Annotated in this window: 21 protein-coding genes and 1 pseudogene; 7 read left to right on the top strand and 15 right to left on the bottom strand. The window is 61.0% G+C overall.

Annotation, left to right across the window (positions count from 1 at the left end):
- Positions 1-96: 96 nt before the first annotated feature.
- From M2361_RS00705 to M2361_RS00695, 3 genes are read right to left on the bottom strand one after another with little or no spacing between them, the layout of a single operon-like run.
- Positions 97-1,050 carry a DUF4880 domain-containing protein gene (locus tag M2361_RS00705; RefSeq protein WP_259245765.1) on the bottom strand — a complete coding sequence of 318 codons (954 nt, stop codon included), beginning with the start codon at positions 1,048-1,050 and terminating at the stop codon, positions 97-99.
- Between the two features lie 8 nt (positions 1,051-1,058).
- Positions 1,059-1,634 carry an RNA polymerase sigma factor gene (locus M2361_RS00700; RefSeq protein ID WP_259245764.1) on the bottom strand — a complete coding sequence of 192 codons (576 nt, stop codon included), beginning with the start codon at positions 1,632-1,634 and terminating at the stop codon, positions 1,059-1,061.
- The gene (locus tag M2361_RS00695) at positions 1,624-2,295 is read right to left on the bottom strand and encodes an STN domain-containing protein (RefSeq protein WP_259245763.1); all 672 of its coding nucleotides are present in this window, start codon (positions 2,293-2,295) and stop codon (positions 1,624-1,626) included. Before M2361_RS00695 ends, M2361_RS00700 begins: the two co-directional genes overlap by 11 nt.
- A 228-nt stretch (positions 2,296-2,523) precedes the next feature.
- Here M2361_RS00695 and M2361_RS00690 point away from each other — a divergent pair, with 228 nt between their 5' ends.
- Positions 2,524-2,892 carry a hypothetical protein gene (locus tag M2361_RS00690; RefSeq protein ID WP_259245762.1) on the top strand — a complete coding sequence of 123 codons (369 nt, stop codon included), beginning with the start codon at positions 2,524-2,526 and terminating at the stop codon, positions 2,890-2,892.
- 19 nt (positions 2,893-2,911) lie between these two features.
- Here the strand turns inward: M2361_RS00690 and M2361_RS00685 are convergent, their stop codons facing one another.
- The 4 genes from M2361_RS00685 to M2361_RS00670 all read right to left on the bottom strand — a co-directional run bounded on the left by M2361_RS00685 (position 2,912) and on the right by M2361_RS00670 (position 5,864).
- Entirely contained in the window at positions 2,912-3,277 is a 366-nt protein-coding gene (locus tag M2361_RS00685; protein ID WP_259245761.1) for a cupin domain-containing protein, read from the bottom strand.
- A gap of 14 nt (positions 3,278-3,291) precedes the next feature.
- Positions 3,292-3,846 carry a helix-turn-helix domain-containing protein gene (locus M2361_RS00680; RefSeq protein WP_100856886.1) on the bottom strand — a complete coding sequence of 185 codons (555 nt, stop codon included), beginning with the start codon at positions 3,844-3,846 and terminating at the stop codon, positions 3,292-3,294.
- A gap of 146 nt (positions 3,847-3,992) precedes the next feature.
- Positions 3,993-4,775 carry an aldolase gene (locus tag M2361_RS00675; RefSeq protein ID WP_259245760.1) on the bottom strand — a complete coding sequence of 261 codons (783 nt, stop codon included), beginning with the start codon at positions 4,773-4,775 and terminating at the stop codon, positions 3,993-3,995.
- 126 nt (positions 4,776-4,901) lie between these two features.
- Positions 4,902-5,864 (bottom strand): tripartite tricarboxylate transporter substrate binding protein, encoded by a 963-nt coding sequence (locus M2361_RS00670; RefSeq protein WP_259245759.1) that lies wholly within the window; start codon positions 5,862-5,864, stop codon positions 4,902-4,904.
- Between the two features lie 339 nt (positions 5,865-6,203).
- On the opposite strand from M2361_RS00670, the gene M2361_RS00665 reads away from it, so the two are divergent.
- On the top strand, positions 6,204-6,614 hold the full coding sequence (locus M2361_RS00665; RefSeq protein WP_259245758.1) for a hypothetical protein: 411 nt from the start codon (positions 6,204-6,206) through the stop codon (positions 6,612-6,614).
- Between the two features lie 223 nt (positions 6,615-6,837).
- On the opposite strand, the gene M2361_RS00660 is transcribed toward M2361_RS00665, so the two are convergent.
- The 4 genes from M2361_RS00660 to M2361_RS00645 form a co-directional block, all read right to left on the bottom strand.
- Entirely contained in the window at positions 6,838-7,317 is a 480-nt protein-coding gene (locus tag M2361_RS00660; protein ID WP_259245757.1) for a hypothetical protein, read from the bottom strand.
- A 75-nt stretch (positions 7,318-7,392) separates the two neighbouring features.
- Positions 7,393-8,382: a tripartite tricarboxylate transporter substrate binding protein gene (locus M2361_RS00655; RefSeq protein ID WP_259245756.1), complete on the bottom strand. Its 990-nt coding sequence runs from the start codon at positions 8,380-8,382 to the stop codon at positions 7,393-7,395.
- Positions 8,383-8,491: 109 nt separating this feature from the next.
- Positions 8,492-9,868 carry an aspartate aminotransferase family protein gene (locus M2361_RS00650; RefSeq protein ID WP_259245755.1) on the bottom strand — a complete coding sequence of 459 codons (1,377 nt, stop codon included), beginning with the start codon at positions 9,866-9,868 and terminating at the stop codon, positions 8,492-8,494.
- A 66-nt stretch (positions 9,869-9,934) separates the two neighbouring features.
- Positions 9,935-10,603 carry a GntR family transcriptional regulator gene (locus M2361_RS00645; RefSeq protein ID WP_259245754.1) on the bottom strand — a complete coding sequence of 223 codons (669 nt, stop codon included), beginning with the start codon at positions 10,601-10,603 and terminating at the stop codon, positions 9,935-9,937.
- A gap of 260 nt (positions 10,604-10,863) precedes the next feature.
- Here M2361_RS00645 and M2361_RS00640 point away from each other — a divergent pair.
- A pseudogene (locus M2361_RS00640) lies at positions 10,864-11,027 on the top strand (IS3 family transposase); the annotation flags it as partial.
- 51 nt (positions 11,028-11,078) lie between these two features.
- Here M2361_RS00640 and M2361_RS00635 read toward each other — a convergent pair.
- Positions 11,079-11,969, bottom strand: a complete 891-nt coding sequence (locus M2361_RS00635) for a LysR family transcriptional regulator (protein ID WP_259245753.1) — start codon at positions 11,967-11,969, stop codon at positions 11,079-11,081.
- Positions 11,970-12,055: 86 nt separating this feature from the next.
- On the opposite strand from M2361_RS00635, the gene M2361_RS00630 reads away from it, so the two are divergent.
- The 3 genes from M2361_RS00630 (at position 12,056) to M2361_RS00620 (ending at position 15,338) form a co-directional block, all read left to right on the top strand.
- Positions 12,056-13,000: an esterase gene (locus M2361_RS00630; RefSeq protein ID WP_259245752.1), complete on the top strand. Its 945-nt coding sequence runs from the start codon at positions 12,056-12,058 to the stop codon at positions 12,998-13,000.
- A gap of 89 nt (positions 13,001-13,089) precedes the next feature.
- Positions 13,090-14,061 carry a tripartite tricarboxylate transporter substrate binding protein gene (locus tag M2361_RS00625; protein ID WP_259245751.1) on the top strand — a complete coding sequence of 324 codons (972 nt, stop codon included), beginning with the start codon at positions 13,090-13,092 and terminating at the stop codon, positions 14,059-14,061.
- Positions 14,062-14,456: 395 nt separating this feature from the next.
- Entirely contained in the window at positions 14,457-15,338 is an 882-nt protein-coding gene (locus M2361_RS00620; RefSeq protein ID WP_259245750.1) for a YihY/virulence factor BrkB family protein, read from the top strand.
- 28 nt (positions 15,339-15,366) lie between these two features.
- Here the strand turns inward: M2361_RS00620 and M2361_RS00615 are convergent, their stop codons facing one another.
- Entirely contained in the window at positions 15,367-16,788 is a 1,422-nt protein-coding gene (locus tag M2361_RS00615; protein ID WP_259245749.1) for a DUF1254 domain-containing protein, read from the bottom strand.
- Between the two features lie 106 nt (positions 16,789-16,894).
- Positions 16,895-17,671 (bottom strand): outer membrane protein, encoded by a 777-nt coding sequence (locus tag M2361_RS00610; protein WP_259245748.1) that lies wholly within the window; start codon positions 17,669-17,671, stop codon positions 16,895-16,897.
- A gap of 509 nt (positions 17,672-18,180) precedes the next feature.
- Here M2361_RS00610 and M2361_RS00605 point away from each other — a divergent pair.
- The gene (locus tag M2361_RS00605) at positions 18,181-19,842 is read left to right on the top strand and encodes an arylsulfatase (RefSeq protein WP_259245747.1); all 1,662 of its coding nucleotides are present in this window, start codon (positions 18,181-18,183) and stop codon (positions 19,840-19,842) included.
- 94 nt (positions 19,843-19,936) lie between these two features.
- On the opposite strand, the gene M2361_RS00600 is transcribed toward M2361_RS00605, so the two are convergent.
- Positions 19,937-20,944, bottom strand: a complete 1,008-nt coding sequence (locus M2361_RS00600; RefSeq protein WP_259245746.1) for a tripartite tricarboxylate transporter substrate binding protein — start codon at positions 20,942-20,944, stop codon at positions 19,937-19,939.
- Positions 20,945-20,988: the final 44 nt, after the last annotated feature.

Raw genomic sequence — 20,988 nt, 5'->3', positions numbered from 1 at the left:
GCGCGTGTTCGTCACCTAGAACAAGACAGACGGATTGAAAAATGCAGACCAGAACCCTGTCATAAATAATTCATCGAGCGGCAGGCCGCCTCGTGCTTATGACAACAGGACGACGCCGGCGGGAAGATGTGTCACACGCGCGCCATACGCATCGCGGATCAGGCGTTCGGCATCGGCCACCTGCGCCAATGAAAAGCGCGCTTGCACCAATCGCTTGCCCAGTTGCTCATTCATCAGCACCAGGCGACCGCGCCGGTAACGGTTCAATTCTTCAACCACCTGCGCCAGCGGCTGCTGGTTGAACACCAGCCAGCCCTGGCGCCACGCGGTCACCACGGCGGGGTCCACCTGGACGGGCGGCATCACCCGCGTATCGTCGTAGCGCAACTCACGATTGGCCGCCACGTCGAACACGCCTTGCGCATGCACCAGGCGCAGCGACCCGGACAGGCAGCAAAGCCGCGCCTGGCCGTCGATGTAACGCAGGTTGAAGGTAGCGTCCCGCGCGGTGATCCGGCCCTTGCCGGCCACCACGACGGCGGCCGTCGCGCCGCTGCGAATTTCCGCTTCACCATCGGCCAATTCAATAACCGGGCCGCCGGCGTCGTGTTCGACGTTGATGCGCGTCAGCGTGTTCATGTCCACGTCCAGCGCATTGCCCAGCGACACACGGCGTTGTTCGCCCGCCGCCGTGCGGTAATCAGCGCCCAAGGTATCCACGCCAGGCCACAGGCCCAGCGGCGGCTTGAATGCCAGATAGGCCGCCGACGCAGCCAGCGCGCCGCCCAGGAATGCACGACGGCCCGTGAAAGCCGCTTTGCGCGCACGGCTGCGCGCGCCCTGCGCCGCCACCTCCTGGATGGCCGGCCCCAGGCCTTCCCATAACTGCTTCTGCTGGGCAAAGGCCGCCTGATGCCGGCTGTCGGCGCGCAGCCACTCGCGAAACGCTTGCGCGTCGTGCTCGGTGGCGCGGCCCGAGGTCAGCGCCAACAGCCAGTCCCGCGCCTCGCGGGTGGCGGCGTCCTCTTTGTTCCTGTTCCTTCCGGGCATGCTCATCGTCAGCGCCATGGTTCTTCGTCCCGGCACGCGGCACGGGAGATCGGGGCCGACCCACCCTTTCCACTACCCGCCACGAGCAGTTCGCGCGCGCAATGTTCCAGCGCGCGCTTGAGTTCTTTGGATACGATGCGTTCCGACACGCCGTAGCGCCGTGCGATCTCGGCATGCGGCAGATCGTGTACGCGCGCGGCCAGCACCATCTGCTGCGTGCGCTCGGGCAATTGGCGCAGCGCGCGCTGAAAGGCGTCGATCTGGTCGCGGCCTTGCGCAATGCGCGCCGGGTCCGCGGCCTCGTCCGCCAGGTGGATCAGTTCGCTGATCTCAACCCCGGTCAGCAGCCGGGAGTCACGCCGCCGCTGATCTTCCGCGATGTTCAACGCCACCCGAAACAGATAGGCCGCGGGCTGCTGAATCGACGAACTGGCTGGCAGGTCATTGACCTTCAAGAACGCTTCCTGCATCGCGTCATGCGCCAGGTCATCCGAACCCAAGCGACGCTTGAGCTGACTGCGAAAGTCGTTGTAGCGCTCCAGAAACAAGGCTCGCAACGAGTTTTCCGGCTTGTTATCCCGCACTGCCGCCCCCCTGCTCTTTGTCGCACTCCGCCGCGCTGCGCGGCTGCAACAACACCGTCAGCGGTTGCGGCGTGCCCGCCGGCATGGGGCCGATCACCACACCGCGCAACGCCGCTTCCAGGCGACCATCCAGACTGGCCTGGCCGGTGCTTGCCACCCACCCGACGCGGCTGACGCGCCAGGCTTTGTCGAACCACAATTGCACCAACGCGCGATAACTGCCCGGCTGCGTGCCGGCCGCCTTGCACAAGGCGCGCTTCAGCGCGGTTTGCACGACGGCGGCGTAGGGCGTGTCGCGCAAGCGCCGGCCAGAGGCGGACGCTGCGTCATCGTCCTTGGAAACCAACGTGAACGACTGCGCGCTGGCATAGCGGATGGATAAGGGGGAACCTGCCAACAGCTTGCGCAATGCCTCGCTGGGTGTGTAGACGCCCACCACCGCCGGGGCCTGCCGGCCAGCGGTCAACGTGCTGTCCACCAACACCGTCAGGCCGCTGGCCAGGCTGTATTCAACAAGCGCCTGCGCCAGCGGCTGCGCCGCGATCTCGAATCGAATGGATGGGGCGGGCGGCGCGGCCAGGCCAGCCTGCGCCAGCGCCAACAGGCCGCAGGCCAGACAGGCGCGCAGCACTCCGCCGCGCCCCTTGAAGGCGCCGCTCATGAACGTGACCGCAAAGGGAAAGTGCCTGACATGGCCGCAACAGAGGACACCGAAATGTCCGCCCTGACAAAAGCCGCCATGCTAGAGGCGCTGAATGACGCATTCGTGACACAACATGCGCGCGAGCCGCGCCGCCGCCACGCAACGGTCACCTACGGGCTTGTTGCCATCCCTATACTTCCTGGATTGCTCCGGCGGTATCCGGCCGGGCGTCTTCAAGGAGCGCGCATGCGCACGGTGCCCTGGGCCCTTGGCCGGCTGCTTTCATTGTTGTTGGCCGCCATGCTGATGCATGCGCCCGTGTCGGCCCACGACACCCAAGTCTCGCCCGCCGCCAAGCCGTCCGCCAAACCGGCAGGCGCCGCCGACGGCGCTTGCATCGACACCGAGGTCAACGGGTATCGGGCCTTGTCCTACGACTGCCTGAACCAGAAGATGGCGCCGGCCGCCACGGCCAGGCCCGCGCCGCAATTGGAATCCGAGGCCATCACACAGCGTCCGCCCAATCAGATGGGCCTGCCCACGCCGGCCACCATCGGCAACCGCATGGGCAATACCTTCGGCACGTCGGCGTACCCGCAACGCCCGCCGCAATAGCCGCCATCGCGGCTTGCCTTCACGCCGTGCGGCTGATGAAGTAGATCTTCTTCACGAACTGGTCCACTTCCCAGCGGCCCGTATAGCCTTCGGGCATGACGAAAGCCTGGCCCACCGTCAGTTCATGCACCGTGCCGTCCGGGTCGACCAGCCGGGCAGCGCCGTCGATGATGGTGCCGAACTCGATGTAGCCGGTGGTGTTGGCCTGGAACACGCCCGCGGTGCTTTCCCACACACCGGCTTCGGCCTTGCCGTCGTTGCCCTCGAAGAAGGTCTGCGACAGAAAAGCCGTGTCGCCCGAGATCGGGCGGCGGGGCTTGCCCGGCACCGGGTTCTTCATCGGGCCGGCATCAATGCGGACTAGCCGCGAGGGGTCGTGTGTCATGGCTTGCCTTGGGTTCAATGCGCCGCCACCACCAACACTTCAGCCATGGCGCGGCTGACCGTGCGCATGCGGTGCGGCAGTTCGGAATCAAAGTAGAGGGAATCGCCGGTCTCCAGGCGCAACTGACGTTCGCCCACATGGACCTCGATGGCGCCCTTGAGCACCAGCAGGAATTCTTCGCCCGGGTGCGGAAACACGGCGGTGGCGTCGGGAAATTCGCGCGGCGGATGCACCACGAAGGGCTCCATCGCCTTGACTTTGCGGCGTCCGGCCAGCGACTCGTAATGGTATTGCGAGCCCAGCCCCCCGCGTTGCAGGGCCTCGCGGTCAGCCACGCGCACCACGCTGACCACTTCGTCCTGCGCGGCGTCATCCGCGCCCACCAGTTGCGACACGCCCACGCCATAGGCTTCGGCCAGGCGCAGCACCGTCGAAATCGACGGTTCGCTCAAGCCGCGCTCAAGTTTGGACAGATAGCTTTTGGTCAGCCCGGTGCGCTGCGCAAGCTGTTCCAGGGACAGAGCTTGCTGACGGCGCAGGGTGCGTAGGCGGTGGGGCAGATCGATCATGGGCGGGAGGGCGAAAATCCGACCGGTAAGCATGCCCGAAACCGGCGCCGCCGTCGAGCGCCCCGCGCCTGCACGGTGCTTGCCTTCCCGCGCTTCACCTGGACGCCCTACGCCTGATCGGCCTTCTTCCCCCCTGCCCCTGTGGTTTACGCCAGCACGTCCGGATGCGAACGCAGCGCGCGGCGCGCGTAATAAGAAAAGCCCACCTGCGAGCGCTTGGGCGTCAGGATCCAGTCATGCGCCTCACGGCCCAGCGCGGGCGGAATGGGTTGGATCTTGCCGGCGGACATCGCCAACAGTTGCATGCGAGCGGCGCGTTCGAACTGCAAGGCCAGCACGCAAGCCTCTTCCACCGAGCCCGCCGCAATCAACATGCCGTGATGCGACAGCAAAATAGCGCGCTTGTCGCCCAGCGCGGCCGAGATGATCTCGCCTTCTTCATTGCCCACCGGCACGCCTGGCCAGTCCTTCAAGAACGCCACATCGTCGTACAGCGTGCAGTTGTCCATGTGCGACACCTCCAGCGGCACCTCCAGCATCGACAACGACGCCACGTGCAGCGGGTGCGTATGGATGATGCAGTTCACATCGGGCCGCGCGCGGTAAATCCACGAATGAAAACGGTTGGCCGGGTTGGGCATACCGCCGCCCTCTTGCACGCGCAGGTCCTCGTCCACCACCAACAGATTGCTAGCCGTGATCTCGTCAAAGCCCAGGCCCAGGCGTTGCGTGTAATAGCGGCCCGGTTCCTGCGTGCGCGCGGTGATCTGCCCGGCCAGGCCCGAGTCGTGCCCGCCATCGAACAGAATGCGGCAGGTCAGCGCCAGCCGTTCACGCAGGCTCCATTGCGGCGTGTCGAACTGGCGCTGCATCTCGGCTTGCGCCCGCGCGATCAGTTCGTCTTTTCCCAGGTGCATCGTATCGTTCATCATGTCTCCGTGATGCCGTGTTCAACAACGGCGTAAGTCCTGAATTTGTTGCTGAATGGCTTGCTCAGCTTCTTGCTGAATGGCATGCCGGGCTGCTGCCCAAATCGCAGCCCGGGATGCATGCCATCAATCCATCTTGATATCGGCGCGCTTCACAATGTCAGCCCATTTTGACTTCTCGGCCGTGATGAAGCGCTGGTATTCGTCTGCCGACCCGGTATACAACTGCGTGCCCTGCGACGCCAAACGGTCTTTTAGTTGCGAGGACGCCAGCGTCTTTTGCAGGGCGGCGTTCAAGGCGGCCAACACGTCGGGCGGCGTACCCGCCGGGGCATAAAACGCATTCCAGGAACTGATCTGCAAGGCCGCGTCGCCCACTTCAGCGCTGGCGGGCACGGCCGGCGCCGCCGCCAAACGCTCGCCCGAAGCCACTGCCAGCGCGTGCAGCTTGCCCGAGGCCACATGCGGCATGATGACCGAACTGGCGTCCATCACCACATCCACCTGCTCGCCCACCGCGGCGTTGACCGCTTCGCTACCGCTCTTGAACGGCACATGCACAATGTCCACGCCGGCCGTCAGCTTCAACAGCTCCAGACCCAGATGCGGCGAACTGGCGTTGCCCGCCGATCCGAAGTTCAGGCGCCCGGGATTGGCCTTTGCGTAGGTCACGAAGGCGTCGAACGTGGAGGCGGGCACCCCCGCCCGCACCGCCAGCACAAACGGCGACCCGGACACCATGCCCACCGGCGCAAAGGCGTTCGCGTCGTAGCTGAGCTTGCTGTAGATCAACGGGTTCACCACCTGCGTGCCCACGGTTCCCATGAAGATCGTGTAACCGTCAGGCGCCGCCGTGGCTGCTACCTGAGCAGCGATTACACCACCCGCGCCGGGTCGGTTTTCGATGACGAGCGTTTGCCCCAGGACATCGCCCATGCCCTTGCCCACCTGCCGCGCGACGATATCGGTAATGCCACCCGCGCCAAACGGCACGATCAACCGGATGGTGCGCTCCGGATACGCGGCCTGCGCGCCGCCCGTCAGACCCAGCGCTATCGTCAGCGCGGCTATCCTGCGAAAAACCTTCATTCCATTCCCCTTGATTGCGCCGTGTCGGCTCTAATGACACAAAGTGTCCTATAGGGGATTGAGTTTCCGCAAGGAAAATGTGATTGGGGGATACCCTGAGCGGCGGGAATAAAGTTCGCCGTTTTTGTTGAAGTTTGCCTTTAGGCTTTGGTGGGCAACACCAGCCATTGGGTGGGCATCTGCCCCCCTCGTGTCGCGCGAATAGCGCCCGTCGCTTGCCGGATGCTATCTTGCCCTCTAAACATAGACGCCATTCAGGCACAGTCAGCGTGCGCGCACATCGCACTCCGGGTCGAATGCGATGGCACTACCATCCGAACAAATTAGGGTTCACCGAACATGCTTACAGATATCCTGGTTGCCTCGACTGAAGACATCCCCGCGATTCTCTCTGGCCAGTCGGCCAACTGGCCAATCTTGAAGTTCAAAGCTTTGGACAACATGGTGCTGGCCGGACTATGGTCCGCGCTCGGCGGAACGACCGCGACAGAATTTGAAGGCGAAAAGCACCTTCGTGCGCACACGCAAGAGCGATGGGTCTTCGAGTTCCCAGAGGACTTTGTGCGCAGGCTTTCAACCGCGCAGTCAGAAGCCATTCCAGGCATATCGGCTGTCTGGGCCAAACACGACGAAATGGTGCACATGGGCGCCGATGGTCCGGCCATCGAGCCGGTTGTTGAAGCTTTGACTAAGTTTGCTCGGGAAGCGACGAGCCAAGGGAAGCGTCTCTTCCTTTCGATGAGCCTCTGATCGAATGACTGCTGAGGGTCGGAAGACGTCGGCGGAAAGCGACGGCCTGGGTCGCCAGCAACGGCGCCGCCGCCTGTGGATCGGCCGCAAGCAACACCACGCGCTGCCGGCCACCGTCGGCGGTTGCACAGTCCAACCAAGTTTCCTGAGCAGGAATATCGTCGTGGGTATACGCCTTCACATCGGGCGGCATATGGGGCTGCGTGGGCTGTTGCATACGACGTTACGCCAGTAGCGCCGCCGTGGCGCGGCCCGCAATCATGTCTTCGAACAGGGCCGCGAGGTTCGGGGCGACGTCGCGGGTGTCCTCGAATTCCGGCTCGATGCCATGCACGATGCGGCCCGAGTCGCGTTCTATCGCCAGGAATTCGTAATCGCCGGCAACGCTCATGTAGATCGGCGTGTGCTGTTGCCAGAAATCCAGGACCGCCTGACGGCCGGCGTCGTCCAGCGCGGCCTCCAGGCTGATATCGCGCAGGGTGTGCCAGGGAAAGGCGCTGTCCGCCGTGCAGTCATGGTCGGCTGCGCTCAGGAACCAGCGCGTCTGGTTCGCATTGTGCAATTCGGTGAATGTCGCCAAGAAAGCGCCATAGCCGCACGCCTCGCCCGGCGCGGCCGCTGGCGTCGAGGTGGGCGTGGTCCGCAGCACCGTCCAGCCATGAGCGGCGAGATGATCCAGGAAGCGTTGTGGCTGCGATGTCATGTCGGTTTCCTGGGATGGGGTATCTATGCGATTGCAGTCTGACACTTCATTTTCAAGTACTGGTCAGCACCGCAACTACTGGGCCGTGACGCCCGCCGCCGCCAACAACGCCTGCGTTGAGGATATATCCGCTTTCACCCGGAGCCTAAACCCTTCCGGGCCGTTGTCACCTTCAGGAATCTCCGCGCCCGCCTGCGCCAACTGATTGCGGAATTCCGGTGCCGACATCACTTCGGTCATCGCCTTGCGCAACTTTTCTACGATAGGGGCCGGGGTTCCAGGAGGGGCGACCAGTCCGTACCAGGGAGCCAGATCGAAGCCAGGATAACCTTGTTCCGCGATAGTGGGCACATCCGGCAGTATCGCTGTGCGTTTGGCCGTCGTCACGCCGAGGGCTCGAACCTTATGGCTTTGTATATAGGGCAGACTGCTGATTATCGTGTCCACGTAAAGCTGGACGTGCCCCCCTATCACCGCGGGTAAAGCCTCGGTGGCGCCCTTGTACGGAACATGCTCCATGTCTACGCCCGCGTCGCGGCTGAGCTTGGCCAAGGCTAGATGGGACTGCGTACCCGTGCCGAACGACGCATAGCTGATCGTGCCTGGATGCTCTTTAGAATAGTCAATTAGCTGAGGGACGTTCGTAGACGGCAGGTCCAAATTGGACACTAGCACCAACGGTGTGACGCAAAGCAGCGAGATTGGCTCAAAGGCATCCGGGTCATAGCGGAGCTTTTTGAACAGGAATCTGTTCGTGACCATGGAGGACGATGTAGCGAGCAGCAGCGTGTACCCATCGGCAGGGGCCCTGGCGACAAACTCCGTCCCGATTATCGATGCTGCGCCAGGACGGTTCTCGACGATGAAGGCAGTGGCCAGCCTTTTCGAGAGCTGTTCTGCCAGGGCACGTGCGATAAAATCAGTCGCGCCGCCGGCGGGGAAGGGAACGATCAGCTGGACAGCGCGTTCCGACACTGCAGCATGCGCGGAGTGCGCAGCCAAGGCAAGCGTGACCATCCCGCCGATCAGGGCGTGTCTCAGAAACTGGATTGCACGGTTCTTCATTTAATACCCCTTGTGTAATTTTCGACAATACGAGGCCATAGCTCGACGACGAGCTAGGCGGCAGGACAGTCATGTATGCCCCCCGTGCAAGCGGGACGAAACTGTGGGTTCAGGCCACGGAGGCTAGCCAGGACATCGTGTCGTCCATGGCCAATTCAACTTTGTCGAACATCTCGTCAATTTGAGATTCCGTGATGATCAAAGGAGGGCAAAAGTTGACGGTGTCACCTAGCGCGCGGGTTATCACGCCCCGCTGCTTGGCGAATTCGCCGACGCGCGCCGCCACAGCCTGTTCAGTTGGAAAAGGCATCTTGGTGGATTTATCGGCAACAAGCTCCACGGCGCCAAGCAAGCCCACTCCGCGCGCTTCGCCCACCAATGGGTGTTCGCCCATCTCTGCAAGCCGTTGCTGGAAGCGCGGCATGACCTTGCGCACGTGTTCGACGATGCCGTCGTCCTCGTAAATCCTCAACGTCTCCAGGGCGACGGCCGCCGCCACCGGATGGCCGCTGTAGGTGAAACCGTGGCTGAAAGTACCGATTTTCTCGCTCTGAACAGTCAGCGCACGGTAAATCTTGTCGCTGATCAACAGCGCCGAAATCGGAAGATAGCCAGCGGATAGCTGTTTGGCCAAGCTGATCATGTCAGGCTGCATACCATAGGTCTGAGCACCGAACAGATTGCCGGTTCGACCAAATCCCGTAATTACCTCATCGGCCACCAACATGACATCGTGCTTACGCAAAACATGCTGGACCTTCTCGAAGTATGTCGCGGGAGGAACGATGACGCCGCCCGATGCCATGACGGGTTCGGCAAAGAAAGCGGCCACCGTATCGGGGCCCTCCGATTCAATAAGTCTCTCCAACGAGTGTGCGCATCGCGTTGCGAAGGCCTCTTCCGACTCTCCCGGCAAGGCATAGCGGTAGTGATGCGGGCAATCCGTGTGCAGGATATTCAAGATCGGCAGGTCGAAGTCGCGATGATTATTGGCCAGCCCGGTGAGGCTCGCGGACGCTACCGTGACTCCATGATAGGCGCGAGCACGAGAGATTATTTTCTTCTTCTTCGGGCGACCGATGGCATTGTTGTAGTACCAGATCAACTTGACAGCCGTGTCATTGGCCTCCGACCCGGAATTGGCGAAGAATACTTTCGACATGGGCGTGGGCGACAGCGCGATCAGTTTTTCCGCGAGGCGGACAGCCGGTTCATTGGCTTTGTGTCCAAACGCATGATAGAAAGGCAGCGTGCGCATTTGACGGTCAGCTGCATCCGCCAGCCTGGACTCGCTAAAACCGAGGGAAGCACAAAACAACCCACCGAGCGCTTCCAAATAACGTTTTCCGGTGTCGTCGTAGACGTATACGCCCTCACCCCTAGTGATCACCATGGGGCCGACCCGTTCGTGCAGGCTCAGGTTCGTGTATGGATGCAGCGAGTTCTTCACATCAGCGCCGGATAGCGCCACTTGTTGGCTTTTCATGTTTCACACCTGGGGTTGCTAAGGATTCCAGTGAAGGCCGGCCCCGGGGCCGACGACTGCTTGGCGTCAGCGATGGTTTTCGATAGCCATCACCGCTTTCAAGGCAGGCACTGTTGCGGAGATATGTTCGCGTAGGACGGCTTCGATAACGTCCGGCGCACCTGTTCTGAACGCGGTCAGGATAGCCATGTGATCTTCGCGGGAGGTCATCGGCTTCGCTGCGTGCTGCAACCATAGGCGCATGTGAGGCTCCACGACTGCGTGCAACGAGGCAATTTGCTGCTGCAACCGAGGGCTGGCGCTAAGCCCGCAAAGATACTCGTGAAACTCCCGGTGCGCGGTTACCCAGCGAGGCAGATCGTGGTCGTTCTGCTCCATCACATCTATCATGTGTTCCAGGCTTTTCAGTTGCTGAGGGCCAACACGCTTGAGGGCCGTACGTGCGGCTAATCCCTCGAGCACCGCGCGCATGTTGAAGACCTCCTCCATTTCGGGAATGGACAGCCCTCGGACGACTGCACCTCGGTTCGGCCGCAGCGTCACCAGCCCCTCATTCGCGAGCCGCTTGAAGGCCTCGCGGACCGGCATCCGACTGGTGCCTATCGTCGCGGCGATTTCTTCCGGGACGAGACGCTCGCCCGGTCGAAAGCCGCAAGTCCGAATCTGTTGAAGGACGAAATGGTAAGCCTCTTCGTCCGCCGATAAGGCATGTCCCGGCACGTATTCAATAGCCATAATTCAGCAAGGAAATTAAATGTTTCAATTGTCAGAGTGGATACACGTATTATTGAATAAATTCTAGAAACCGCCGGGGCTGGCGACAATAGGGGTTTCCTCGCACCGCAGCGTGGCTACTACGCCAAACAGTACGGGTGCGGGAAAGGACGAGCGGGGCCGTTCGCATGCCCATGTGCGAGCCAGGGCTGTAGGACTGCATCGCCATGATCGGGCCGTGCACGACACTGGGCCAAATCGCGAAATTGATCAGCGACCGGCTCGATGCGTTGGAGCAGACGTGATACGCCCGCCAGGCCGCCAATGACGGTTCTCTGACCCATCACTTCGATAGGGATCGCAATACGTGAGCATCCGCTATAGCGAGCGGCTGGCCGAGACCGGCATCGAACCCTCGCTCGGCAGCCGTGGCCGCACCCCAGATTTCCCTGCCTTCAGCGGGCCCGGGACGCCTGCCACGGCGACACGAAGGACGTCAAGCCAACCGGTCCCGGACTAACGCTAGCAAGGACTGCGCCGCGGGCGACAGGCTCACGTCGTGCCGCCGCACCAAGTAGATATCCCGGATGATGTCCGGCTCGCCCACCGGCACAGACTGCAAGCCGTACCCTGCCGCATCGAACAAGCCGGGCATCACCGCCACGAAATCCCCCGTCTGTACCAGACCGATCATCGTGGCCAATTGGTCGACCTCGATCTTCCAGGGCAAGGCTATGCCGCTGGCGTGTAACACGCTGTCGATCTGCAACCGCGTCGAACTCAAGGGATGCAGGCCCACCACGGGCAGCATCGACACCTGCGTCCACGTCAGCTTGCGGTGCCGCGGCCGAAAGGGGGAAAGTTTCGTAAATACCAGGTTGTAGCCATAGGCTGCGGCTTTCTCGATCACGAGGGATTGCGGGAACGACACCACCGTCGTCACCCCGAATTCGACCTCGCCATCTTCCACCAGCTTGGCGACCACCGTGGCGTTGGCGTCCCGAATCGAGAGGTAGGTGTGAGGATGTGCGGCGTAGAAGGCGGGTAGGGCCTTCGGAAAGACGGAATAGCCCACCGACGCCACGGTGCCCACGGCCAGATTGCCGCCTTGCCCGCGCGCTGCGCGCGCCGCTTCCGTCATGCAGGCGTCCAGCCGGCTGACCGCCGGCAATACGCGCTCGTACAACGTGCGACCTATCGGCGTCACCACCACGCGGCGCGTGGTTCGTTCGAACAACCTGCCACCGATGCGGTCTTCCAGTTTGGCCACGCGCCGGCTCAAGGCGGACGTGGTGATGCACAACTGGGACGCCGCCGCCGTGTACTGCCCGACGCGCACCAGGGTGCAGAACGCCCGCAAGTCCTCGATGTCGTAATTAATTCCCATAGATCAATAATCGTTGAGTTTTATTCGATTGACGTAACTATAGGCCGAATCGCAAGCTACGCCCGACACTGAATCCGGATCGTTTTATGCATTGCGAAGATATCTGCCTCAAATCGGTGAGTTCCTTTTTTGTGGGGGGCACCACGGCCACCGTGACGGGACTGCCCGTCGAGCATCGCAGCATGGTGCTCAATGGCCACCCACGAGCAGTCGACCCCAACGGCGAACAAGTCTACGGCCAGATGTATGTGCAGGCCTTCCGCCTGGCACGGCCTCGGTACCCGCACCCGGTGCTGCTGTGGCACGGCGGCGGCATGACCGGCTGCACGTGGGAAGACACGCCGGACGGACGGCCGGGCTGGCTGACACGCTTCCTGCAAGCGGGCTATGACGTGCTGGTCAGCGACGCGGTGGAACGCGGCCGCTCGTCCTGGGCCCGCTATCCCGAGGTCTATGGCGAAGCGCCAGTGTTTCGCACGAAGCGCGAAGCCTGGCTTACCTTTCGCATCGGCCCGCGCTACGATCCCGCGCCGGCACCGCGCGAATCATTTTCTGGACAACGATTTCCCTGTGACAGCTTTGACGTCTTCGCCAAGCAGTGGGTACCGCGTTGGCCTGGCCACGAAACCATGATCCTGGCCGCCTATGAAGCGCTAGTCGACCGGGTCGGTCCGTGCCACCTTGTGGCGCACAGCCAAGGCGCTGGTTTCGCCGCCGAGATCGCGCGGCGCCGCCCCAGGCTGGTGCAGTCCGTCGTGGGCGTGGAGCCGGGCGGCATGCCCGCGCCCGGCCCGACCGGCCCACTGCCACGCCACCTACATGTGTGGGGTGATTTCATTGAAGCCTCCGGCTCCCACTGGATCAACTACCGGCGGCAGGCCGACGCATACCTGGACAGCATCCGCCTGACCACCCCGGTCACCGTGATCGACCTGCCTGCCGAAGGCGTGCGTGGCAATTCGCATCTGCCCATGATGGACCGCAACAGCGACGACGTATTCGAGCGCGTTAGAAGCTGGCTGGCGGCGTGAATCCGGCGCTGGGAGCCGCCATCGAGGCCCGCCCGCACCAGGACGATCCCAGCCCATCACCCTTATAACGACAACCCACGGAGACAAACATGAAACGTCGAATCCTGACCACCCTGGCATTGGCACTGGCGGCAGGCGCCTTGCCCGCCATCGCGCAAAACTATCCCATCCAACCGATCAAGCTGATCGTGGGCTATGCCCCCGGCGGCTCGGTCGACGCCTTCGCCCGCCTGGTCGCGCCCAAGCTGGGGCAGGAACTCGGGCAACCGATCGTGATCGAAAACATCGCTGGCGCTGGTGGCATTATCGGCGTCACGCGCGCCGTCAACGCTAAGCCGGACGGCTACACCGTGCTGATGGGAATCGTGTCGGACGTGGTCATCGCGCCGCGCGTGCAGGCCTCTGCCAAGTACACCTACCGCGATCTGCAGGCGGTGGCGCCGCTGGGCACCAGTGGTCTTGCCGTGGTGGCCAATCCCGAGCTGGGCATCCGCTCGTTCGACGACCTGATCCGGCGTGCCCGCGCCGAGCCTGGCCGATTGGCCTACGGCGCCACCGGCGTCGGCTCGCTGCCAAGCATCGCGATGGAAAGTCTCAAGAAAATGACCGGCACCGACATCACCTTCATTCCCTACGCCAGCGCGTCGAAAATTGCCACCGACGTCATCGGCGGCTCCGTGGACCTAGCGGTGTCCGGCCTGCCCGCGTTGCTGGAACTGATCAAGAGCGGCCGGGTGACGCCGGTAGGAGTGATGAGCCGCGAGCGCGACATCGGCAACCCCGATATGGCAGCGGCGGGCGAGACAGCCGCCCTTAAGGGCATGGACTTCTATTTCTGGACCGGCATCTTCGCGCCGGCTGGCACGCCCGAGCCAATCGTCGCCACGCTGAACCAGGCCTTTGGTCGCGTCCTGGCGCAACCCGACGTGCAGGCGCGCTTGCGGGATCTGGGCGTGAAGGTCAGCGCCAACGCGACCCCGGCAGAATTTGGACGCTTCGTCGCGGAAAGCGACCGGCAATGGGAACAGGCAATCGCCAACGCCGGCATCGCGCGTCAATAGGGCAGCAAGGCCGGCCGAATCAGCGAGCGGCGAATCAGGAATAGTGGTGCGCCCCGGACCTAGCGCCGCTATTCTCGAGCAGCTCACGGTTATCTCGTTCATTCCACGTCATCGTGACACGCAGTGCTCGTCTCCAATGCATCAAGTCGTCCCGCGGCTGACAACTAGTTGTCAGCGCTGATGTAAGTTCCGCTGACCTTGATCCGGCGCCGGCAGATGATCGCGTAACCATTGGTCCAACCCGCAGACGGCTACGCGGTTGGAATGTCATCCGTCAATAAAGGCGAACTCTATTCCCTGCTTCTCATACCCTGGGGGTATTCCTGCCAAGCGGCGCTCGATACAAGGGTGGCACGCCACTTGCTGAGTCCCTCTAGACGCTGGGAGTGCGGAAAATGGCTATCAAACGGTTCTATGCGTTAGTCAAGCAAACGGTGACGAACTGGCTGGACGACTACGCGCCCAGCATGGGTGCCGCCATCGCGTTCTACACGGTTTTCTCGCTGGCGCCACTTCTCATTATCGTGATCGGAATCGCAGGGTTCTTTTGGGGCCGCGAAGCCGCGCAGGGACAGTTGTTAGACCAAGTCAGCGCCTTGGTCGGCGCAGAGGGTGGGAAGGCGGTAGAAAGTGTCGTGTTGGGTGCGCAAGAGCCCGCGCAGGGCATTGCGGCCACGGTCATTAGCGTCGTGATCTTGGTGGTCGGGGCGACGACAGTATTTGCGGAATTGCAAAGCGCGCTGGACCGCATCTGGAAGGTCAACGCGAAGAAGCAGTCCGGCATCTGGGCCCTGATCCGCGCGCGTCTGCTTTCCTTTGGCCTGATTTTGACATTGGCGTTTTTATTGCTTGTCTCGCTTGTCGTCAGCACCGTGCTGGCAGCATTGGGCAGTTGGCTGGGCGGCGGCATCCCAGGCTGGGAGGTGCTTCTCCAAGCGATCAACGAGGCAATCACGTTGGGCATACTCACCCTGCTTTTTGGGATGATCTACCGGTTTATGCCTCAAGTCTCAGTCGCGTGGCGAGACGTTTGGGCAGGGGCGTTCGTCACCGCCGTCATGTTCGAAATCGGAAAGTTTCTGATTGGCCTGTACATGGCCAAGGCGTCCGTCGCCTCGTCGTACGCTGCGGCGGGATCCCTGGTGATCGTTCTGATCTGGGTTTATTACGCAGCCCAGGTGTTTCTGCTGGGCGCCGAATTTACCCGCGTTTATGCCGAAGCGCACGGATCCCGCCGAGAACGTGGCCCTGCCGCGCCTACCAGAAGCGATACGTGAACCTAGCTCACCGGTTGTTCTTAGTGGGTCACATCACCTTGACGATTTGTGGTGGACTCCAAGTTCCTTTCCCGGGAGGCAGGATGGAAGGCGAGTCTGTCTTAGGCCAGTAGAGGCGCATTACCAAGTACATGAGATCGTTCGGTGCGGGCAGCCAGTTGTTCTCCTTGTCCGCGCCGGGAGACGCTTTCTGAAGGTAGAGCGTCAGCGAACCATCCGCATTTTTCGTCATGCTGGAGAGCATGGGCGAGTTAATGAGATAACGATCAATCGAGTTTTCGATTAATAACTGCGTCTTGCCGTCGTACATTGTCACCGACCAGAAAGCGTTGACCGGCGGGAGCTGTCCGGCGTCAAAGGTGATCGTGTAGTTGTGTTTACTGCTGTCGAGCGGCTCGCCATTGGGCAAGGTCGTGGTCAGGGGATACGTGGCTTCCTCGGCATCGTTGGCATATATGCCCGCCTGCGCCACAGCCGCTCGCTTCAGCCAGTCTCCGTGGTAGAAGGCACTGTCGCCGCCAGCCCCCACGATGTTCCAGCCGTTGACTTTCGTGCCCAGACCCTTGATAGCATTTTCGACCTTGGCGTGCCCATCCCGTATGCCCTGAGCGACGGCGCTCTTTTGTTCAGCGGACAGTTTTTCGAAGCTGAACTTCTTGTCCGGGCCAATGCCAAGAAGAGCAAGCTTCGCACGGATTGCCACTTCGTCCGGTTCGGCCGGGCCGTGTTGCAAGGCGAAACCCAGGTACGTGAAAAAGTCGGCCTTTGCCAGATCGGTATTGATTTTAGGAAAGTCGATCGCTGGCGCGGCAGGAGGTGCGGGCTGTTTAAGATACGCAGAAAGCGGCTGTGCCTTGTAGCCCGATTGAATAGCTATGACGTTGGGCATGTCGGCCGGGTTGAACAGTTGGGTTCGAAAGACCGCGAATGGAAGTTCAGTTCCGGAACGAAATACCTTTCTTACACCCGGTGGAATCGCGCCCTTCCAGTGGGGGCCGGCGATCATGTAATCGCCGGCCTCATCCCCAGTGGAACGGCTTCCGATGTAGCCGAAATTGTAGGTGTTGCCGTCAATAAGCTGAACCGTGTAGTACCGAGGCTTTGTCACCGCCGGCACCGATAACACAATCGGCTCGCTGCGCAAGTCCATGAACATCATGGAATACGGCGTGTCGCTGTTCGGCGAGATGACGGCCGTGTCCTTATAGTTGGCGACATGGTGCAGGCTGCGAATCTGGTTGAAGGGTGCCTTGTACTGGCTCGAGTTCTTGTCGACGGCGTACTCGTACATGATCGCGTAGTTCATCACAAGAGGAAGACCGTAGATGTACCCTTCCTCCGCGATTGCCCGCGTTTCAGAGGGGCTGATTTCCGCGCAGGCATAGAAGGATGTTAAGGACGCAATCACCAGCATCCCGTGACCAAGTGCTTTCGGTAGTTTGATGTCCATGAGGCTCTATTCCATTTATTGAATTTAATCGGTGGATCGGCTCACCAACGCTTCGTGACTTCATGCGGCTAGTCACATGGCACGGAGGAGGTCTGAGACGCAGCCTTTAAAAACGGATAGTCAAGCCGGCCATTGGGCCGTGAAGCACAGCATCAAACTTGAAGCCGCCGGCACTGTAATCCACGCCCAAGGCACGGTAGCCGACAGTCGCAGAGAAGCTCTTGCTGATGTTGTATCCAACGCCGAGTCCAACATCCCAATCCGCATTTGCGCCGCCCGCGCCTACCAGCCCCCACCCCGTCGCATATAGCTTTGGAGTGAAAACGTAGCTTCCCCGCACTCCTACCACGGCATCCACCCATGTGGCGCCATCGCTGCTTTTCCTGCCATTCAGGCGAGCGCCCTTCAGCGTGATGTCGGTGTCTACCGACCAAACACGCAGGCCCGCTACGACATCAAGGCTGTGGGGCGACTGATCAAGAACCGAATATCCCGCGCCCAACAGACCCGTGAACGTCTTGCTGTGTACGTCCGCACTGGTCGCCACAACCTCGCGGGGCGTGTCTCCCTGTGCTCCGACCTTTGCATAAATTAGATCGCCAAAAAGGCTGTACCGGCCCTTACGGGCGTCGCCTGCCAGCATGGCCGCAAAATCCAGGTTATCGAAAATCTGATCAAAGCTCGTGTCTACATCGATAACCGGCAAACCTCGGTGAGACACCTTTCCAGACAGCGCCGGCGCCCAGACATAGGGCGTGACTGAAAACTCCCATTCGCTCGCATGCCGTATGTCGGGCGCTGGCGTAGCAACCTGTTCGGCGCAAACACCGGATCCGGCGTAGAGCAGGCCGCCAGCCAGACATCCAAATATGTGCTTTATCATCGTCCCGCCTCGGCCCGCAAGAGCCAGTGAATAACTCAGGCAGCCCCCAAGGGGCCCTATCGAAACGACATCAGTACAGGGCCGAAACCAAAGCTAATCGCGGGATTCACGGTATCGATCAGGTATGCGAGACCTGCCGGCACATTTGGGCTGACTCTCGCGGTAGATTACTTCGAATATAACGGTGCCACTTCAGATTTTTTTGCTCATGCGTCTGTGGCAACCCTCGCGATTTTCCGCCGCGATATCGAAGCAAATCGTACGCCCAAGGTGTAGTGCGATTACGCCGGTGCGGACTTATCAAATGGCTCGCCCTATCCGCATTTCCAGCGGCATATACCAATTGACAGCGCTTTAAAGAAGGTGAGAATAAGTCCGACTCAAGGGCGCGATAGTGCCAGCCTTTGAACTCCAGTACGTATGCCAAAGTAAACCCGTATGCCCATGTGCGCCGCGCGGTTTGACGCTTCGTGCGGTCGATTTGATTATCTTTCAGCGGAGAGTTGAAGATGACGACCAAACGAGCATTTTCATCGAGTGCTGCTGCACTTTTTATGGCCACAGCGGTTTTCTCTACACCCTCGATAGCGCAGGAACCGCGCAAACCAAACATCATTCTGATCGTATCGGACGACACGGGCTACGGAGACCTCGGCCCGTACGGTGGCGGTGTCGGACGTGGAATGCCCACCCCCAATATCGACCGGCTTGCGAAAGAGGGGATGACCTTCTTCTCGTTCTATGCGCAGCCCAGTTGCACGCCAGGGCGCGCTGCCATGCAAACCGGCCGCATCCCAAATCGCAGCGGCATGACGACGGTCGCGTTCCAAGGCCAAGGCGGGGGCTTGCCTAAAGAGGAATGGACGTTAGCGTCAGTACTGAAGACGGGCGGCTACAAGACATTCTTCAGCGGAAAATGGCACCTGGGCGAAGCGGACTACTCGTTGCCAAACGCCCAAGGCTACGACGAGATGAAATACGCCGGCTTATACCATCTCAATGCCTATACCTATGCGGATCCAACTTGGTTCCCGGATATGGATCCTGAACTCCGCGCGATGTTCCAGAAGGTGACACGCGGAGCCCTGTCAGGTAACGCGGGCGAAACGGCGCGCGAGGAATTCAAGATCAATGGTCAGTACGTCGATACGCCCGTCGTGAACGGCAAGGAAGGCGTGGTTGGTATCCCCTTCTTCGACCGCTACGTGGAAAAGGCCTCGCTCGAGTATCTGGACCGCAACGCTAAATCCGAGCAGCCGTTCTTCATGAACATCAATTTCATGAAGGTCCACCAGCCAAATATGCCGGACCCCGACTACAAGGGTAAGTCGATGTCCAAGAGCAAGTATGCAGATTCGGTGGTGGAGCTGGATGCGCGGATCGGGCGGATCATGGACAAAGTTCGGGAGCTGGGCCTGGACAAGAACACATTGGTCTTCTACACCACGGACAACGGCGCTTGGCAGGACGTCTACCCCGATGCGGGCTACACCCCCTTCCGTGGTACCAAGGGCACGGTTCGCGAAGGTGGCAATCGTGTTCCCGCCATCGCCTGGATGCCGGGCAAGATTGCGCCCGCGTCGACGGACCACAGCATCTTGGGCGGCCTTGACCTGATGGCAACCTTCGCGTCGGTGGCAGGAATCAAACTGCCCGTTAATGACCGGGCGGAAAAACCCATTACGTTCGATAGCTACGACATGTCGCCGGTGCTGTTCGGCACTGGCAAGTCTGAACGGAAGTCGTGGTTCTATTTCACGGAAAACGAGTTGTCTCCTGGTGCCATTCGCGTTGGCAACTACAAGGCGGTATTCAATCTTCGAGGCGACAACGGCGCGAAAACGGGCGGGCTGGCCGTGGACACCAATCTGGGCTGGAAGGGGGCTGAGTCGTACGTCGCGGGCGTGCCGCAAGTATTTGACTTGTGGGCGGACCCGCAGGAACGGTACGACATTTTCATGAGTAACGTTACTGAAAGGACCTGGACAATAGTATCGATGAACGCCGCGGCCGCGGACCTCATGAAGACGTATGTAAAGTATCCGCCACGCAAAACGCAAAGCGAAGGCTATGACGGGCCAATTACGCTATCGCAGTACGAACGGTTCCAGCACATCCGGGACGGCTTGGCCAAGGAAGGCTTCAATCTGCCAATGCCTTCGGGGAACTAACGCGGTCAAAGGCCAGTATGTCAGCCCCATTTTTTCTGTTTGATATCGGTGACCGCGGACTTCGCCGCCGGCAAGACGCCTCCCCGGCCTGGCTTCAATCGATGACGATTTTCTCCCGCTTGACGACATGAGAAAGCTGATCGACCTCACGCCCGATGCGCGTGGACAACTCCTTCGGATTGCTCATGACGACGCTACCCTGCGCACTAAGTGAGGTCTTGGCGGCAGGTTGCTCCATCGCGCGCTTGGACTGCTCGTACAAGGTGTCGACGATCTGGGCAGGCGTGCCTGCCGGGGCGAACAGGCCCAGCCAGAAAGTGACATCGATGTTCGGATAGCCTGCCTCGGCCATCGTGGGGATATCCGGCATTTGGGAAATCCGTTGCTTCTGCGTGACGGCCAGGGCTTTCAACTTGCCGGCCGCCACTTGCGGTGCGCTGGCCAGCGTATCGAAAGACGTGTTCACCTCGCCCGCCATGACCGCCATGCTGGCTTGCGAGGCCGACTTGTAGGGGATATGGGTTGCCTTGAACTGCGTGTCATTGCTCAGTTGCGCAAACGCCAGATGGGCCAGGTTGCCTTGGCCTCCCGAGCCATAGGTGAGCTCGCCCGGATTCTTCCTGGCGTACTCAACCAGATCCTTGACCGACTTGATGGAGTGCTTCTTGGCCCATTCGGGGTTGACGTTCAGAATGAACGGCGCGTCCAGAACCAGGGCGATGGGAGCGAAATCCTTGGTCTTGTACTGGGAGTTCTTGTAGATCAGGGGGTTGACCGTGATGCTGCTGCTGTTGGTGGCCAGCAGCGTGTAGCCATCCGGCGCCGAACGGGCCACCTCGGCCGCCCCGATCGATCCATTGGCGCCGCCCTTGTTCTCCACGATGACAGGCTGCTTGAGCGTCTTGGACAAAGAATCCGACAGCAGGCGAGCCATCGTGTCCGTGATCGAACCGGCCGGGAACGGCACGATGATCTTGATGGCTTTAGTGGGCCATGCGTTGTCCTGCGCGAACGCGGCAGGTGACCCCAACCCCAATGCCGAAGCCACGGCAAGGTGCGCGGAAGTGATGAGGAAGTTACGGCGGGAATTGGATGTAGTCATTGTTTGTCTCCACGAAAGTTAGATCTTGTGTATTGCATCGTGCT

The sequence above is a fragment of the Achromobacter sp. JUb104 genome, assembly GCF_024806975.1.
GTDB lineage: Bacteria > Pseudomonadota > Gammaproteobacteria > Burkholderiales > Burkholderiaceae_B > Achromobacter > Achromobacter spanius.
The sequence above is the reverse complement of the archived record's forward strand: the minus strand, read 5'-3'. Positions and strand labels throughout refer to the sequence as shown.

What these genes read in the sequence shown, in the direction of transcription:
- M2361_RS00665 (WP_259245758.1), top strand. Translation starts at nt 6,204, where the DNA reads ATGCTTACAGATATCCTGGTTGCCTCGACTGAAGACATCCCCGCGATT.
- M2361_RS00660 (WP_259245757.1), bottom strand. Translation starts at nt 7,317, where the DNA reads ATGACATCGCAGCCACAACGCTTCCTGGATCATCTCGCCGCTCATGGC.
- M2361_RS00670 (WP_259245759.1), bottom strand. Translation starts at nt 5,864, where the DNA reads ATGAAGGTTTTTCGCAGGATAGCCGCGCTGACGATAGCGCTGGGTCTG.
- M2361_RS00695 (WP_259245763.1), bottom strand. Translation starts at nt 2,295, where the DNA reads ATGAGCGGCGCCTTCAAGGGGCGCGGCGGAGTGCTGCGCGCCTGTCTG.
- M2361_RS00645 (WP_259245754.1), bottom strand. Translation starts at nt 10,603, where the DNA reads ATGGCTATTGAATACGTGCCGGGACATGCCTTATCGGCGGACGAAGAG.
- M2361_RS00685 (WP_259245761.1), bottom strand. Translation starts at nt 3,277, where the DNA reads ATGACACACGACCCCTCGCGGCTAGTCCGCATTGATGCCGGCCCGATG.
- M2361_RS00625 (WP_259245751.1), top strand. Translation starts at nt 13,090, where the DNA reads ATGAAACGTCGAATCCTGACCACCCTGGCATTGGCACTGGCGGCAGGC.
- M2361_RS00610 (WP_259245748.1), bottom strand. Translation starts at nt 17,671, where the DNA reads ATGATAAAGCACATATTTGGATGTCTGGCTGGCGGCCTGCTCTACGCC.
- M2361_RS00600 (WP_259245746.1), bottom strand. Translation starts at nt 20,944, where the DNA reads ATGACTACATCCAATTCCCGCCGTAACTTCCTCATCACTTCCGCGCAC.
- M2361_RS00635 (WP_259245753.1), bottom strand. Translation starts at nt 11,969, where the DNA reads ATGGGAATTAATTACGACATCGAGGACTTGCGGGCGTTCTGCACCCTG.
- M2361_RS00620 (WP_259245750.1), top strand. Translation starts at nt 14,457, where the DNA reads ATGGCTATCAAACGGTTCTATGCGTTAGTCAAGCAAACGGTGACGAAC.
- M2361_RS00615 (WP_259245749.1), bottom strand. Translation starts at nt 16,788, where the DNA reads ATGGACATCAAACTACCGAAAGCACTTGGTCACGGGATGCTGGTGATT.
- M2361_RS00705 (WP_259245765.1), bottom strand. Translation starts at nt 1,050, where the DNA reads ATGCCCGGAAGGAACAGGAACAAAGAGGACGCCGCCACCCGCGAGGCG.
- M2361_RS00605 (WP_259245747.1), top strand. Translation starts at nt 18,181, where the DNA reads ATGACGACCAAACGAGCATTTTCATCGAGTGCTGCTGCACTTTTTATG.
- M2361_RS00655 (WP_259245756.1), bottom strand. Translation starts at nt 8,382, where the DNA reads ATGAAGAACCGTGCAATCCAGTTTCTGAGACACGCCCTGATCGGCGGG.
- M2361_RS00690 (WP_259245762.1), top strand. Translation starts at nt 2,524, where the DNA reads ATGCGCACGGTGCCCTGGGCCCTTGGCCGGCTGCTTTCATTGTTGTTG.
- M2361_RS00675 (WP_259245760.1), bottom strand. Translation starts at nt 4,775, where the DNA reads ATGAACGATACGATGCACCTGGGAAAAGACGAACTGATCGCGCGGGCG.
- M2361_RS00650 (WP_259245755.1), bottom strand. Translation starts at nt 9,868, where the DNA reads ATGAAAAGCCAACAAGTGGCGCTATCCGGCGCTGATGTGAAGAACTCG.
- M2361_RS00630 (WP_259245752.1), top strand. Translation starts at nt 12,056, where the DNA reads ATGCATTGCGAAGATATCTGCCTCAAATCGGTGAGTTCCTTTTTTGTG.
- M2361_RS00680 (WP_100856886.1), bottom strand. Translation starts at nt 3,846, where the DNA reads ATGATCGATCTGCCCCACCGCCTACGCACCCTGCGCCGTCAGCAAGCT.